This window comes from Streptomyces blastmyceticus (assembly GCF_039521185.1).
Taxonomy (GTDB): domain Bacteria; phylum Actinomycetota; class Actinomycetes; order Streptomycetales; family Streptomycetaceae; genus Streptomyces; species Streptomyces blastmyceticus.
The window spans coordinates 47,106-62,484 of record NZ_BAAABW010000029.1; the positions used below are offsets into that span (position 1 = coordinate 47,106).

The 15,379-nt window shown below is 73.9% G+C and carries 12 protein-coding genes; 3 read left to right on the forward strand and 9 right to left on the reverse strand.

Going from position 1 to position 15,379, the window contains the following annotated elements; translation table 11 throughout:
* Positions 1-14: 14 nt before the first annotated feature.
* The 8 genes from ABD269_RS29395 to rimP all read right to left on the reverse strand — a co-directional run bounded on the left by ABD269_RS29395 (position 15) and on the right by rimP (position 11,307).
* Positions 15-4,034, reverse strand: coding sequence for a serine protease (locus ABD269_RS29395; RefSeq protein ID WP_344122792.1), 4,020 nt, complete (start codon positions 4,032-4,034; stop codon positions 15-17).
* 253 nt (positions 4,035-4,287) lie between these two features.
* Positions 4,288-5,193 carry a tRNA pseudouridine(55) synthase TruB gene (gene truB, locus ABD269_RS29400; protein ID WP_344122794.1) on the reverse strand — a complete coding sequence of 302 codons (906 nt, stop codon included), beginning with the start codon at positions 5,191-5,193 and terminating at the stop codon, positions 4,288-4,290.
* Positions 5,190-5,636 carry a 30S ribosome-binding factor RbfA gene (gene rbfA, locus ABD269_RS29405; RefSeq protein ID WP_301891960.1) on the reverse strand — a complete coding sequence of 149 codons (447 nt, stop codon included), beginning with the start codon at positions 5,634-5,636 and terminating at the stop codon, positions 5,190-5,192. The genes truB and rbfA overlap by 4 nt, the downstream gene beginning before the upstream one ends.
* Before the next feature lie 31 nt (positions 5,637-5,667).
* A complete protein-coding gene (locus tag ABD269_RS29410; RefSeq protein WP_344122796.1) occupies positions 5,668-5,961 on the reverse strand; it encodes a DUF503 domain-containing protein in 294 nt (97 codons plus the stop codon).
* 135 nt (positions 5,962-6,096) lie between these two features.
* Entirely contained in the window at positions 6,097-9,174 is a 3,078-nt protein-coding gene (gene infB / locus ABD269_RS29415; RefSeq protein WP_301891963.1) for a translation initiation factor IF-2, read from the reverse strand.
* 173 nt (positions 9,175-9,347) lie between these two features.
* Positions 9,348-9,626, reverse strand: coding sequence for a YlxR family protein (locus ABD269_RS29420; RefSeq protein WP_301891964.1), 279 nt, complete (start codon positions 9,624-9,626; stop codon positions 9,348-9,350).
* 155 nt (positions 9,627-9,781) lie between these two features.
* The gene (nusA, locus tag ABD269_RS29425) at positions 9,782-10,771 is read right to left on the reverse strand and encodes a transcription termination factor NusA (protein WP_116214168.1); all 990 of its coding nucleotides are present in this window, start codon (positions 10,769-10,771) and stop codon (positions 9,782-9,784) included.
* A 2-nt stretch (positions 10,772-10,773) separates the two neighbouring features.
* Positions 10,774-11,307: a ribosome maturation factor RimP gene (rimP, locus tag ABD269_RS29430; protein ID WP_344122801.1), complete on the reverse strand. Its 534-nt coding sequence runs from the start codon at positions 11,305-11,307 to the stop codon at positions 10,774-10,776.
* Between the two features lie 170 nt (positions 11,308-11,477).
* Between rimP and ABD269_RS29435 the strand changes: the two genes are divergently transcribed.
* Genes ABD269_RS29435 through ABD269_RS29445 form a run of 3 tightly spaced genes read left to right on the forward strand, consistent with a single transcriptional unit; the run spans position 11,478 to position 13,458 of the window.
* Positions 11,478-12,008, forward strand: a complete 531-nt coding sequence (locus ABD269_RS29435; protein WP_344122803.1) for a hypothetical protein — start codon at positions 11,478-11,480, stop codon at positions 12,006-12,008.
* Complete coding sequence (locus ABD269_RS29440; protein WP_301891971.1) at positions 12,005-12,499, forward strand: ferritin-like domain-containing protein; 495 nt, start codon at positions 12,005-12,007, stop codon at positions 12,497-12,499. The genes ABD269_RS29435 and ABD269_RS29440 overlap by 4 nt, the downstream gene beginning before the upstream one ends.
* A 29-nt stretch (positions 12,500-12,528) precedes the next feature.
* On the forward strand, positions 12,529-13,458 hold the full coding sequence (locus tag ABD269_RS29445; protein WP_344122806.1) for an aminoglycoside phosphotransferase family protein: 930 nt from the start codon (positions 12,529-12,531) through the stop codon (positions 13,456-13,458).
* A 165-nt stretch (positions 13,459-13,623) separates the two neighbouring features.
* Here the strand turns inward: ABD269_RS29445 and ABD269_RS29450 are convergent, their stop codons facing one another.
* Positions 13,624-15,318: a proline--tRNA ligase gene (locus tag ABD269_RS29450; protein ID WP_344122808.1), complete on the reverse strand. Its 1,695-nt coding sequence runs from the start codon at positions 15,316-15,318 to the stop codon at positions 13,624-13,626.
* Between the last annotated feature and the right edge of the window lie 61 nt (positions 15,319-15,379).

The window sequence follows — 15,379 nt, forward strand, 5'->3', positions numbered from 1 at the left end:
CGATATACGCAGGACTAAGAGTGCCATGCTGGCTCGCGGCGGTCCGCATCGGCCGGTCCACTGACGGTCGCATCGCCCGCGTCCGCACCGGCGGTCAGCCGGATCCGCGCCCTCGGCCCCACCACGACGGCCCACTGCGCGGGCGCGGACTTCAGCCAGCGGCGGACCTGTTCACCGAAGACCGGGATCTCGCGGGCCAGCTGCGTCAGCCGCCGGTCGAAGCAGGCGGCGCCCTCCGCGGTGCGCGCCATCAGCAGACCGGTGCGGTGCACGAGGTCGCGCGTACGGGCCTCGGTGCGCTCGGCGGCACCCGCGGCCACGGCCCGCAGCAGGGCGTCGAGGACGGTGACGTCGCGCTCGTACGGGCCGTACTGCTCGCGCTCCAGCAGCACCTCCAGCAACTCCTGGCGCAGGGGCCGCGACAGGGACGTGCCGGGGGCCGCCAGGACGGGCGCCAGGGCGCGGCGGACCTGCGCGGGGCGGCTGCTCAGCAGGTGCACGACGAGCGGGAAGAGCACGGACCGGGCGGCGGGGCCCTCTTCGAGCCGCCGGTCGACGAAGGCGGCGGCGTGGGCGGCGCCTTCGGGGCGGTGCTCGATGTGCTCCTGGACGAGCGCGGCGGCGCGGCGGGCGAGGGCGGGGGCGGTGACCTCGGCGAGGGCGCGCAGCACCTGGCCGGGGCCGTCGCCCGGTTCGTACAGCCGCGCCCGGAAGATCGCGAAGACGGGCTCGGGGTGGGTGGTCAGGGCGCTGGCGAGGGCCTCGGCGGGCATGTGCGGGTCGCCGGCGGCGAAGCGGACGACGGCCTGCGGGAGGTACTTCGCGCGGGTCTCGGTGTCGCGGACGAGGAGGGCGAGCGCGGTGCCGTGCAGGGCTCCCTCGGCGGGGCGGGCGAGGAGGGCGAGCGCGGAGTAGCGCAGCAGTTCGCGGTCGGCGTCGATGGTGACGTGGGGCGCGGTGCGCAGGGCGTACGCGGCGGCGGCGACGTGCCGTTCGAGGCGGTCGTCGTGGGCCCAGCGGTCGACGGCCCGGCAGAGCGCGGAGGGCTCGTCCTCGGCGAGGGCGTTCAGGAGCTCGTCGGCGCGGGGGTGCCCGGCCTCCACGAGGGCCTCGGCGAGGTCGTCGACGGCGCGGTGGCGGTGGGTGTGCAGCAGCACCTGGGCGGCGGTGGAGACGGTGAACCGGACGCTGTCGGGGTAGGGCGCGGCCTGGAGGGGGCGCTCGTCGGTGAACCAGCGGCAGATGAGGGGCTGCGCGGCGCAGGGGTCCTCGGCGAGGACGGTGGCGACGGCGGGCAGGAAACGGTCGGCCTGGGGCGCGTGGGCGCCCTGGTGCGGCTGGAGCTGCGTGTGTTCCTGGGACTGGGCGGCGCCGGGCGGCGGGCCGTCGGCGGGGACCAGCAGGCGCAGCAGGTCGAGGCGGTCGGCGAGGCCGAGGGGCAGCCGGAGCCAGAACCAGGGGCCGAACTCGGCGAGCCCGCCCAGGGCCCGGCTCGCGTCGCTGTCGAAGCCGCCGAGGTCGACGGCGCGGGCGGTGATCCGCTCGGCGAGCAGGCGCAGCGCGCCGAGATAGGGGGCGGCGTCGGGGACGCGGAGCAGCGTCTCGCCGAGCAGGTGCGCGGCCCACCAGGCGGGGTCGGGGAGGGCGGGGACCGGTGCGTCGGTGACGGCCGCGGTCCGGCCGAGGGCGGAGCGCCCGGCCGGGGAGAGTGCCTCCGCCGCGTGGACGAGGGTGCAGAGGCGGTCGGCGAGGGCGGCGGGGCCGGAGCGCCGGGCGAGGAGGAGCAGCGACTGGAGCACGGGGCCGATGCGGTGCCGGGGCACGGGCAGGGGTTTGGGTTTCTCCTGCTCGGCGGTGCCGCGCCGGGTGCGGCGGCGGCCGGGGCCGGAGCGGGGCGGCCGCTTGGAGCCGGGGGGCGGCGGCACATGGCCCTCGGGGGCGGGCCCGGCGCCCGGCCGGGACGGGAGGCGCTCCTCCGCTTCAATGGCCGGGCTCTCGTGCTCGTACCAGCGGTGGACCAGGGCGTGCAGGGCCGCGTCGAGGTCGAGGTGCGCGCCCTGGAGCCAGTCCGCGAACTCCTCGTGCGCGAAGCGGTAGCCGCTGCCCGCGGGGACGAGGAGGCCCTCGGTGAGCACCGCGGAGGCCCAGCCGTTGCGCCAGGGGAACAGCTCCTCGAAGGCCTCGCGCTCCAGCTCCCCCTGGCCGGGCCCGAGGCAGCGCCGGGCCGCCTCGTGCACCTGCCCCGCCACCCGGGCGGCGAGCCGGCGCACCGTCGTGCCGCGCAGCGGTGGCCTGCGGTCGGCGGAGAGGCGTACGGCGATCCGCAGGCAGGTCAGGTCGAGGTAGGCGGAGAAGACGTCCCAGCGGTCGGGCGGCCGGGCGCCCTCGTCCTCCCCGGGCGCGCCCGGCCGCGCGGCCGCGTCCGGGAGGGCGGCGCGGATCTCCGCGAGCAGCCGGAGGGCGAGCGGGTGGGCGGCGTCCGCCTGCTGGATCGCCTCCTCGGGGACGCCGTAGACGGCGCGGGCCTCGACGGCCTGGCGGGGGGTGAGGTCGGTGAGGCGGACGCAGGGCGGCAGGCCCCGGGGGGCCGGTGCGGCGTCCGGCACATGGAGGGCGGTGGGCGGGAAGAGGGCGCCCGCCGTCTCCCAGTGCTCGGGGCGGCACGCGACGACGAGCCGGGCCGAGGCCCCCTCCAGCCACTCCGCGGTCGCGGCCGTCCAGGCGGGCAGCCCGTGGGCGAGGACCGGGGGGATCTCCTCGGGGCCGTCGAGTACGACGAGCAGGGGGCGCCCCACGCGGTGCGCGAGGGCGGCGACGGCCTCCGGAGTGGCCTCGGCCGGGTCGCCAACCGTGCCCGCCGCGCCCGCCGAGGCGGTGACGATCCGCGCGGCGGCCTCCAGGGCGCGCGCGATCGCGTCCCGTACGCTCTCGTCGCCGTCGCGCAGGTCGGCGCCCCGGAGCCAGATGGTGGGCGCGGGCTCCGAGCCGCGGGCCCGCCGGGAGGCGAGGGCGCCGAGCTCGGTCGTGCGGCCGGTGCCGGGCCCGCCGACGAGCCCCAGGACGAGGGGCCGGACGGTCGGGCCGGTCTCCGCTTCGTCTTCCGGTCCTGCTTCGGTGACCGCTTCCGTGTCGTCCGGGCGGCCGGCGTCATCGGGCGGGTCCGCGGGGTCGGCCGCGTCGGTGCCGCAGGGCAGCCCGCCCTCCGGCACGTCCCCGCTGTCGGGTGCGGCGTCCGCGCCGGTGTCCGGGGGGCCGTCGGCCGGGGCGCGCGGGCACTCCAGGAAGCGCTCGAATTCCCGGGCGATCTCCGGCCGTTGCACGGGCTCGCGCAGGGCGCGCGCGGTGGTGACCTGCCCCAGGGAGGTGGCCGTGAGCTGGAGGGCGCCCGCGAGGTTGAGGTCGGGGCCGTACGCCGGGATGGTGGCGGAGTTGCGCTCCAGGAGGGCCGCGAGAGGCCCGTTCGGAGAGGCCCCGGCGGCGGCCCGCAGGGGGATCGCGAAGCCGCCCGTCCGGCGCTCGGCGTGCAGCGCGGTACCGAGGACCGCGGCCACCGTTCCCGTGCGGGCGTCGATGACGGGGCCGCCGGTGGCCTCCTCGCCCAGGCGCAGGCCGTCGCGCTCGCCGACGGACAGCTCCACGGCCGCGTCGAGCAGGTGGAAGCGGTCGGTGGCGGTGTACGTCACCAGCGCCTCGCCGATGATCCGCGCGGTCTGCCAGCGGCCCGCGCGCAGCCGCACCTCCGCGCCGTCCTCGATCCAGTCGGCCGCCGCGACGGGCAGCGGCCGCACGCCGAGCCCCTCCGTCCGCACGAGCGCGAGGTCGCAGCCCGGCAGCGGGGTCACGGCATCCGCCCCGACCAGGCAGGTGCGGTCGCCCGGCGCGAGCAGGACGAGGCGGGCGAGCCCGTCGACCGCCTCATGACTGGTGATCATCGTGCCGCGGTCGTCCGCGAGGAACCCCGTGCCGCGCGGTCGCCCGGCGAGGTCTCTGATGCGCACCAGGTACTCGTCCGCATCGGTCCGCCGACCGTTCATCCGTCGAACCTCCCCGCCGTGCACTTACGTCGACGGTAGGCAGCGGATGATCGGCAGGACAGATCGCACCCGGAACGCGCCCCCTTCCACCCCCTCCGTTCACTCCGAGCGCCTGCCCAATGGGGTGAATCAACGGCATGGAGCGGATGGGGAGCGAAGACAAGGGAATCGTGGGGCGGGGCATGTGTGCACATGCCCCGCCCCACGATTCCGCCGGACCACGCGGTCCGGTACTGCTGTCGGGCGTGTGGCCTCAGCCGAAGACGGCCAGGCTCTTCGCCTTGCCGCCCTGGTTCTCCACCAGGACCAGGAAGCGGCCGTCCGGGCCGAAGACCGCGACGGGTCCCGTGCCCTCGAAGAGCGGCATCTTGATCCGCACGCCGTTGCCGAGCAGGCGCGCCTGCTCGTCGTTGACATCCCAGCGCTGGAAGGCCGCGGCCGCCGCCTCGGCGACGGGCATGATGGCCAGGTTCTCCTGGATCTGCTCCAGCGTCCGGGCCTCGCCCAGTCCGTAGGGGCCGACCCTGGTGCGCCGCAGCGCCGTCAGGTGGCCGCCGACGCCCGTGTCCGCGCCCAGGTCGCGGGCGAGGGCACGGACGTAGGTGCCGGACGAGCAGACGACGGAGACCAGCAGGTCCTGGACCGGGGTGCCGTCCTCCGCCTCCGCCGGGTGCACGGCGTGCACCGCGAAGGAGGAGACCGTCACCGGGCGGGCCGGGATCTCGAAGTCCTCGCCCTCGCGGGCCCGGGCGTAGGACCGCTTGCCGTCTATCTTGATCGCGCTGACCTTCGACGGGACCTGCATGATGGCGCCCGTCAGCTTGGCCACGCCCGCGTCGATCGCCTCGCGGGTGACCTTGGAGGCATCGGTGGACGAGGTGATCTCGCCCTCCGCGTCGTCCGTCAGGGTGTCCTGCCCGAGGCGGATCGTCGCGACGTACTCCTTCTCGGTCAGCGCGAGGTGACCGAGCAGCTTGGTCGCCCGCTCGATCCCGAGGACGAGCACGCCGGTCGCCATCGGGTCGAGCGTCCCCGCGTGGCCGACGCGCCGCGTCCGCGCGATGCCGCGCATCTTGGCGACCACGTCGTGCGAGGTGAAGCCGGACGGCTTGTCGACGATGACCAGACCGTCCGGCGGTGCCGGTGCCTTCTGCTTCATTCGGACGCCGCGTCCTCGTCGTCCTCGCCGGGCTTGCGGTACGGGTCCGCGTCGCCGGCGTACGTCTTGCCCGAGGAGACCTCACGGACCTCCGCGTCCTTGGCCTTGGCCTTGGCGAGCAGGTCGTCGATCGTCCGGGCGTTGTCGGGCAGGGCGTCCGCGACGAAGGTCAGGGTCGGGGTGAAGCGCACCCCGGTCTCCCGGCCGACCGTGGAGCGCAGGATGCCCTTGGCGCTCTCCAGGGCGGCCGCGGAGGCGGCGCGCTCCTCGTCGTCGCCGTAGACCGTGTAGAACACGGTCGCCTCGCGGAGGTCACCGGTGACCCGGGTGTCCGTGATGGTCACATAGCCGAGCCGCGGGTCCTTGATCCGGCGCTGGAGCGTCTCCGCGACAATCTCCCGGATACGGTCGGCCAGCTTGCGCGCCCGCGCGTTGTCGGTCATGCGCCTACTTCTTTCTTCTTCGATTCAGTCATCAGTCGTCGTCGCCGTGGATCCGCCGTCTCACCGACAGCAGTTCCACCTCCGGCCGCCCGGCGACAAGCCGCTCGCAGCGGTCCAGTATGTCCGTGAGGTGCCCCGTGTCCCCGGAGACCACCGCGAGCCCGATCCGGGCCCTGCGGTGGAGGTCCTGGTCGCCGACCTCCGCCACGCTGACCGCGAATCTGCGGGCCAGCTCGGCGACGATCGGGCGGACGACGGAGCGCTTCTCCTTCAGCGACCGGACATCGCCGAGGAGGAGGTCGAAGGACAGAGTCCCTACATACATGCGTGACGGGTGAGGCCCACCCGGGAGGCGTGAGGTTCAGCTGGTGTGTACGAGCTCTTAGAACCGTACATGCAACGGCCGGGGCCGATCGACGGAAATATTCTCCGCCGACCGGCCCCGGTCGCGCTACGCAGATCAGCCGCGCGGCTTCTCGCGCATCTCGTACGTCGCGATGACGTCGTCGATCTTGATGTCGTTGAAGTTTCCGAGGTTGATACCGCCCTCGAAGCCTTCGCGGATCTCGGTGACGTCGTCCTTGAAACGACGCAGGCCGACGATGTTGAGCTCCTCCGCGATGACCTTGCCGTCGCGGATGAGGCGCGCCTTGGTGTTGCGCTTGACCTCGCCGGAACGGATGAGGACACCCGCAATGTTGCCCAGCTTGGACGAGCGGAAGATCTCGCGGATCTCCGCCGTACCGAGCTCGACCTCTTCGTACTCCGGCTTCAGCATGCCCTTGAGGGCCGCCTCGATCTCCTCGATCGCCTGGTAGATGACCGAGTAGTAGCGGACGTCGACGCCCTCGCGCTCGGCCATCTGCGTGGCACGGCCCTCGGCGCGGACGTTGAAGCCGATGACGATGGCGTCGGAGCCGGTCGCCAGGTTGATGTCGGACTCGGTGACCGCACCCACACCGCGGTGCAGGATCCGGATCTCGACCTCTTCGCCGACGTCGAGCTGGAGCAGCGAGGACTCGAGAGCCTCCACCGAACCGGACGCGTCGCCCTTGATGATGATGTTGAGGTCCTGCACCAGGCCGGCCTTGAGCACCTTGTCGAGGTCCTCGAGGGACACCCGGCGGGTGCGCTTGGCGAAGGCGGCGTTGCGCTCACGCGCAGCGCGCTTCTCGGCGATCTGGCGGGCCGTGCGGTCCTCGTCGACGACGAGGAAGTTGTCGCCGGCGCCCGGGACGTTGGTCAGACCCAGGACGAGGACGGGGGTCGACGGACCCGCTTCCTCGACGTTCTGGCCCTTGTCGTCGAGCATCGCGCGGACACGGCCGTAGGCGTCACCGGCGACCATCGTGTCACCGACGCGGAGGGTACCGCGCTGGACGAGCACGGTGGCCACGGCGCCGCGGCCACGGTCGAGGTGGGCCTCGATCGCAATACCCTGCGCGTCCTGCTCCGCGTTGGCGCGCAGGTCGAGCGAGGCGTCCGCGGTGAGGACCACGGCCTCCAGCAGGCTGTCGATGTTCAGACCCTGCTTGGCGGAGATGTCGACGAACATGGTGTCGCCGCCGTACTCCTCGGCCACCAGACCGAACTCGGTGAGCTGACCGCGCACCTTGGTCGGGTCGGCGCCCTCGACGTCGATCTTGTTGACCGCGACCACGATCGGCACGTCGGCCGCCTTGGCGTGGTTCAGCGCCTCGATCGTCTGCGGCATCACACCGTCGTTCGCCGCCACCACGAGGATCGCGATGTCGGTGGACTTCGCACCACGGGCACGCATGGCGGTGAACGCCTCGTGACCCGGGGTGTCGATGAAGGTGATCGCGCGCTCTTCGCCGTTGACCTCGGTGGCGACCTGGTACGCACCGATGTGCTGCGTGATACCGCCGGCCTCGCCCGCGACGACGTTCGTCTTGCGGATGGCGTCCAGCAGTCGGGTCTTACCGTGGTCGACGTGACCCATGACGGTCACGACCGGCGGACGGGAGACGAGCATCTCCTCGCCGCCCTCGTCCTCACCGAACTCGATGGAGAACGACTCGAGCAGCTCGCGGTCCTCCTCCTCGGGGCTGACGATCTGAACGGTGTAGTTCATCTCGTCGCCGAGGAGCGTCAGCGTCTCGTCGGACACCGACTGGGTCGCCGTGACCATCTCGCCGAGGTTCATCATCACGGCGACGAGCGACGCCGGGTTGGCGCCGATCTTCTCCGCGAAGTCGGTGAGGGAGGCACCGCGGGACAGGCGAATGGTCTCGCCGCCACCGCGCGGCAGCATCACGCCGCCGACGGACGGGGCCTGCATGGCCTCGTACTCCTGGCGCCTCTGCCGCTTCGACTTGCGACCACGGCGCGCCGGACCGCCGGGACGGCCGAAGGCACCCTGCGTGCCACCACGGGCACCCGGGCCGCCGGGACGGCCACCGAAGCCGGGACGACCGCCGAAGCCGCCGCCACCGCCGGGAGCGCCGCCGCCACCGGGACGACCGGCGAAGCCACCGCCACCGGGACGACCGCCGCCACCGGGACCGGCCGGACGGCCGGCGAAGCCGCCGCCACCCGGACGACCGGCACCGCCGCCGGGACGGCCTGCGCCGCCGCCGGGACCGCGACCGCCGCCGCCGGGGCCCGGACGCGGGCCGGCAGCGGGACGCTGCGGCATCATGCCGGGGTTCGGACGGTTGCCCGCGGGGGCGCCACCGGGACGCGGAGCGCCACCGGGACCACCCTGCGGACGGGGCATGCCGCCCGGGGTCGGACGGGCGCCGCCCTGACCCTGCGGACGCGGGGCGCCGCCGGGGCCGCCCTGCGGACGCGGGGCACCCGGGCCGGGACGCTCGCCGCCGGGACGCGGGGCGCCACCGGGACGGGGGGCCTGCGGGCGGGCCATGCCGGTGGAGCCACCGGACGTGAAGGGGTTGTTGCCCGGACGGGGACCGGCCGGACGTGCGCCACCGGGGCGCGGTGCACCCTGGCCGCCGGGGCGGGGGGCGCGCTCGGGACGACCGCCCTCGCGCTGACCGCCGTCACGACCGGCGGGCGCCGGACGGGCCGGACGCGGGCCGGGGGTGGCGCCGGGGCGCGGAGCAGACGGGGCCTGCTGGGACGGGGCCTGCTGAGCCGGGGCCGGAGCGGAGAACTCCGCGGCCGGGACCGGGGTGACAGGGGCAGGCTTGGCCGGAGCCGCCGGGGCGGGCTTCGGGCCGGGGCGCGGACCGGGGGTCGGCGCCGCACCTGCGGGCTTGGGAGAGGGGGTCGCCTCCGCGGCCGGCTTGGGGGCCGGGGCGGCGGGACGGGGGGCGCCCGGCGTGGGGGCACCCGGCTTCGCGGGCGCAGCCTTGCGCGGCGCCGCGGGCTTCGCACCGGGCTTGGCGTTGCCGCCGGGGCCCTGCAGTGCGTCAGTCAACTTGCGGACAACCGGCGCCTCGATCGTCGAGGACGCCGAACGGACGAATTCACCAAGTTCTTGGAGCTTGGCCATGACGACCTTGCTCTCAACGCCGAACTCCTTGGCGAGTTCGTATACCCGGACCTTAGCCACTTCGCTCCTTCTAGGTCCGGGGTGTCCACCGGACCGTCGCTACTTCATGGGCGTACTCATCGCGTACTCATCGAGTGCTCATCGCAATCTCGACCTACTTCCAACTCGCGAGGTACCTGACCGCACGGTTTCCCGTGCCGTTCTTCTTACGGTGTTGCCTGCCGGTGCTGCCCTTACTCATCGATCTGCTCGATGAATCGGCGCAGCGCTGCCACCTCGAGCGGCCCCTGGGCCTTGAAGGCCCGGGGGAACGCCCTGCGGCGGACCGCCAGGTCGAGACAGACCAGTGTGGGGTGCACGGAGGCACCCCGGCCGGGCAGCGTACCGCGAGGGTCGGGGACGCAGGCGCCCTCGATCATCACGATCCGCAACAGATCGCCCTTGGCCGCTCGCTCCCGGCATCCCACACAGGTTCGCTCAGGGCATGCGCGGGCATGCGTCCGGCCAGACACTGATTAAGTCTACCTCCCCGCACCGACCTCGCCCCTGGGGGGCCGTGATCGGGCACGAATACGTTTCGGCCACACTGTGCGGCCTGCTCCCGGGGCCCGCCCGCGGCGGGCCCCGAAGTCCACGGACCGGCGCCCCGGGGGCGCCGGTCCCGACATCAGTCCTGGTCGGACTGCTCCGTGTCGGGGCGGATGTCGATGCGCCAGCCGGTGAGGCGGGCGGCGAGACGGGCGTTCTGCCCCTCCTTGCCGATGGCGAGGGACAGCTGGTAGTCCGGCACGGTCACCCGGGCGGAGCGCGCGCCGAAGTCCACGACCTCGACCTTGCTCACCCGTGCGGGGGACAGCGCGTGAGCCACCAGCTCGGCCGGGTCGTCCGACCAGTCGACGATGTCGATCTTCTCGCCGTGCAGCTCGGCCATGACCGCGCGGACGCGGCCGCCCATCGGGCCGATGCAGGCGCCCTTGGCGTTCAGCCCGGAGCGGGTCGAGCGCACCGCGATCTTGGTGCGGTGGCCGGCCTCGCGGGCGATGGCGGCGATCTCCACCGAACCGTCGGCGATCTCCGGCACCTCCATGGCGAAAAGCTTCTTCACCAGGCTGGGGTGGGTGCGCGAGAGCGTCACGGACGGGCCGCGGACACCCTTCGCCACCCGGACGACGTACGTCCGCAGGCGGGTGCCGTGCTTGTACTCCTCGCCGGGGACCTGCTCCTGCACCGGCAGGATGGCCTCCAGCTTGCCGATGTCGACCAGGACGTTCTTCGGGTCCTTGCCCTGCTGGACGATGCCCGCGACGACGTCGCCCTCACGGCCCGCGAACTCACCGAAAGTGATCTCGTCCTCGGCGTCGCGCAGACGCTGGAGGATGACCTGCTTGGCGGTGGTCGCGGCGATCCGGCCGAAACCGGACGGGGTGTCGTCGAACTCGCGGGGCTCCTCGCCCTCCTCCAGGTCCTGCGGGTCCTCCTTGGCCCAGACCGTCACATGCCCGGTGGCCCGGTCCAGCTCCACGCGGGCGCGGCGGCGGCTTCCCTCGGTGCGGTGGTACGCGATGAGGAGGGCCGACTCGATCGCCTCGACCAACAGGTCGAAGGAGATCTCCTTCTCTCGCACCAGACCCCGCAGGGCACTCATGTCGATGTCCACGGCTACGCCTCCTCTTGGCTCTCGTCGGTTTCGTCAGTGGCCACGGCGGCCTTGTCGTCGGACTTGCGGTTGAACTCGACCTCGACGCGGGCCTTCGCGATCTCGCCGAAGGCGAGCCGCCGGGAGGTGGGCTTGCGGCCCTTCACCCCGGGGACCTCAAGGTCCAGGCCCTCGTCGTCCACGGCGACGATCCGGGCGACGAGCTCGCCGCCGTCGGTCAGCTGCGCCTTCATCAGGCGGCCGGTGGCGCGCACATAGTGACGGTGCTCGGTCAGGGGGCGGTCGGCGCCGGGAGAGGTGACCTCCAGGACGTACGGGGCTCCGCCCATGGCGTCCGTCTCGTCGAGCTTCTCGGAGACCGCGCGGCTGACCTCGGCGCACTCGTCCAGCTCGACGCCCTCGTCGGAGTCCACCACGATGCGCAGCACGCGGCGCTTGCCGGCGGTGGTCACCTCGACCTCTTCCAGATCCAGCTCTCGCGCGCTGACGAGAGGGGCCAGCAGCTCGCGCAGCCTCTCGCTCTGGGTGGTGCTCATCCGGGTGACTCCTCGGCCGCGTGTGCTGTTGTGGGAAAGTCGCGTGTCAGGTCAAAGCCTATCTGTTCCGGCAGCCGACTGACGATTCGGTCCCTGCTCCCCGGCCTCGCGCCCGCGCGCGGGTACGCTCGCGGGCGGTGATCATGACGGGACCTGGCGGAAAGAGGATCGTGGCGCGCACGACGACGACGCGGGGCGCTGCCGGCCCGCGCAGACGCGGGGTACTGGCGGGCGGCGCGGCCCTGCTGACCGGCGGCGCCGCGGCGCTGCTGACCGGGTGCTCGGACGGTGCCGCGGGCACCGGCGAGGGGACGTCCACGGCGAACCGGCTGCGGGACGCCGCGGGGCGGGACTCGGTGGGGCTGCTGGAGCGGTACGACGCGACGATCGGCGCGCACGACGCGCTCGCGCCCCGGCTGCGGCCGCTGCGGGCCGAGGTCGCCCGGCACGCGGAGGCGTTCGGGGCGGCCACCTCGTCCTCCGCTTCCGGTTCCGCTTCGCCCTCTTCCCCCGCTCCTTCGGCGGCGGGCGTCCCCGGGGACGAGAAGGAGGCCCTGGCCCAACTCGCCGAGGCCGAGCGCCGCGTCCTGGACACCCGTACAGCCGCCCTCGTCGGCGCGCCGCCCGAGCTCGCCCGGCTCCTCGCGTCCGTCGCGGCGGCGGGCGCGGGCCATGTCTTCCTGCTCGGAGGCGGCTCATGACACAGTCCCCCTCCGCCACCGCGCGGAGCCGGACCCTGGACGCGGCGCAGGCGGCCCTCGCCGCGGAACACGCGGCGGTGTACGGGTACGGGGTGGTCGGCGCGCGCGTCGACGAGGCACACGCCGCCCTGGCCCGCGAGGCGTACGACGCGCACCGGATGCGGCGCGACGCCATGAGCCGCGCCGTACGGGACCTGGGCGGCGCGCCCGAGGCGGCGGCAGCGGCGTACGCGCTGCCGTTCCCGGTGTCCGACCCGGCGGCCGCGGTGCGGCTGGGCGCGGAGCTGGAGAGCCGTGTCGCGGACGTCTACGCCGATCTCGTACGGGCCGCCACGGGCGCCCTCCGCCGGGACGCGGCCGCCGCGCTGCGGGAGGCGGCGGTGCGGGCGGTGCGCTGGAGCGGGGGCAGCGTAGCCTTCCCTGGGCTCGTCGAGCGGGCCGCGGCCGGGGGGCCGACCGCCTCCCCCAGCGGTTCGCCGGACCGCGCCTGACCAGCGAAGACGAAAAGGACAGCGCAGGGATGACCAACGCGAACAACCGCCTCGAACCGCCGGAGCGGCTGGTGCGGACCCTGAGCTGCGAACCCCCGGACGGCCCGGCGCGCCGCTGGCTCGCCGCGCTGCCGGAAACCGCCCAGGAGTGCCTGCGGCGCTGGGAATTGACACTCGAACGGGTGCAGGAGCCCGGCGGGCGGACCAGCATGGTCCTCCTCGTGCGGCTGCCCGACGGCACCCCCGCAGCCCTCAAGCTGTGCCCGCCCGACGGCACGGCGGCCCTGGAGCACGCGGCGCTCACCCGGTGGGACGGCCGGTACGCGGTGCGCCCGCTGCGGGTCGACCCGGAGGCCGGGGCACTGCTGCTGGAACGGCTGCACGGCGACATCAGCCTGCGCTCGCTCGCGGAGCCGAAGGCCCAGCTGGAGGCGGCCGCGGTGCTCCAGCGACTGTGGGTGCCGGCCGGTGACGGCCACCCGTTCCGCAGCGTCGCCGAGCACACGGCGGCCCTCGCCGCGACCCTGCGCGAGCACCGGGAACAGCCGTGGGCGGCGGACGCCCGCACCGTCGTCGACGAGGCGCTGGAGCTCCGGGACGCGCTGGCGGCGGACGCAACGGAGGAACCCGCCCTGCTCCACGGGGAGTTCCACCAGGGCAATGTGCTGGCCGGCGACCGCGCGCCGTGGCTGGCCGTCGGCCCTCGCCCGCTGACCGGCGAGCGGGCCTACGATCTGGCGTGGCTGGTCCGCGACCGCGTCGACACGCTGCTGGCCGCGCCGGGCGCGGGTGCCGCGGCGCGGCGGCGGGTGTCGAAGCTTTCGGATTCGCTGGATGTGCCGGTGGAGAGGGTGCGGGGGTGGGCGCTGTTCCGTGCGGTGTCCTCCGGGGTGACCGAGCTCGCCGCCGGCCGCCGGGGGCGGGGCGAACTGCTGCTGGAGTTCGCGGGGTTGCTGTAGCGGATGGCTTTTCCCCTACCCGCCCCTTCCCGCAACTGGGGGCTCCGCCCCCAGACCCCCGGGGTGCGCAATTCAGCCCGTCCGGCGTTTGAGGACAAGCGGCGCAGCCGCTTCAGGGGGTCCGGGGTCTCCCCGGTTTCGGGAAGGGGCGGGTAGGGGAAAACATCAGACCGCCGTCAGGCGCGCGATCGCCTCCGCCACCGGCAGCTCCTCGCGAGCCCCCGTGCGCCGGTCCTTCAGCTCGACCACACCGTCGGCGGCCCCACGCCCCACGACCAGAATCGTCGGCACACCGATCAGCTCCGCATCCGTGAACTTCACGCCCGGCGAGACGCCCGCCCGGTCGTCGACCAGCACGCGTACGCCGGAGGCGCCGAGCTTCTCGGCGATGTCCAGCGCGAGTTCGGTCTGCAGAGCCTTGCCCGCCGCGACCACATGGACGTCCGCGGGGGCGATCTCGCGCGGCCAGCACAGCCCCGCCCCGTCGTGGGTCTGTTCGGCGAGCGCGGCGACCGCGCGGGAGACGCCGATGCCGTACGAACCCATGGTGACCCGGACCGGCTTGCCCTGTTGTCCGAGGACGTCGAGGCCGAAGGTGTCGGCGTACTTCCTGCCGAGCTGGAAGATGTGGCCGATCTCGATCGCCCGGCCGATCTCCAGGCCCGCGCCGCACCGGGGGCAGGGGTCGCCGGGGCGGACCACGACGACGTCGAGGTAGCGGTCGACCTTGAAGTCCCGCCCGCAGACCACGTTCCGGGCGTGCGTGTCCGCCTTGTTGGCCCCGGTGATCCAGGCCGTGCCGGGCGCCACCCGGGGGTCGGCGATATAACGCACCGTCAGCCCTTGCGGGCCGACGTAGCCCCGTACGAGGTCGGGCCGGTCCGCGAAGTCCTCGGCCGTCACCAACTCCACGACGGCGGGCGCCAGGTGCTCGCCCAGCTTGCCGAGGTCCACCTCGCGGTCGCCCGGGACGCCGATGGCCGTGATCTCGCCGTCGATCTTGACGAGGAGGTTCTTGAGGGTGGCGGAGGCGGGGACGCCGAGGTGGTCGGCGAGGGCCTCGATGGTGGGGGTGTCGGGGGTGTCGAGCTCCTCGACGGGCCCGTGGCCCGAGGGGTCGGAGGGCTCGACCCGGGCGGTCACCGCCTCGGTGTTGGCGGCGTAGTCGCACTGCGGGCAGTCCACGAAGGTGTCCTCACCGGCCGCGGCCGGGGCGAGGAACTCCTCGGACGCCGAGCCGCCCATGGCGCCCGAGACGGCGGAGACGATGCGGTAGTCCAGGCCGAGCCGGGCGAAGATCCGGGTGTAGGCCTCGCGGTGCAGGCGGTAGGACTCGGCGAGGCCCTCGTCGGTGGTGTCGAAGGAGTAGGAGTCCTTCATCTGGAACTCGCGGCCGCGGAGCACGCCCGAGCGGGGCCGCGCCTCGTCGCGGTACTTCGTCTGGATCTGATAGAGGATCACGGGCAGGTCCTTGTAGGACGTGCACTGGTCCTTGACCGTGAGGGTGAAGATCTCTTCGTGGGTGGGTCCGAGGAGGTATTCGGCGCCCTTGCGGTCCTTCAGCCGGAACAGCAGGTCGCCGTACTCCCCCCAGCGCCCGCTCGCCTCGTACGGCTCCTTGGGCAGCAGCGCGGGCAGCAGGACCTCCTGGCCGCCGATGGCGTCCATCTCCTCCCGCACCACCCGGGAGACGTTGTCCAGCACCTTCTTGCCGAGCGGCAGCCAAGTCCAGATCCCCGCGGCGGAGCGGCGGACGTAACCGGCGCGGACCAGCAGCTTGTGGCTGGCGGTCTCCGCGTCGGCCGGATCGTCGCGCAGTGTCTTGAGCATCGTCGTGGACATGCGCTGGACGTGGGCCATCGTGGTCTCCTGCGTACGTAGTGCGATTGGCAGGAGATTAGCGGCAGCGACGGACGGCGCG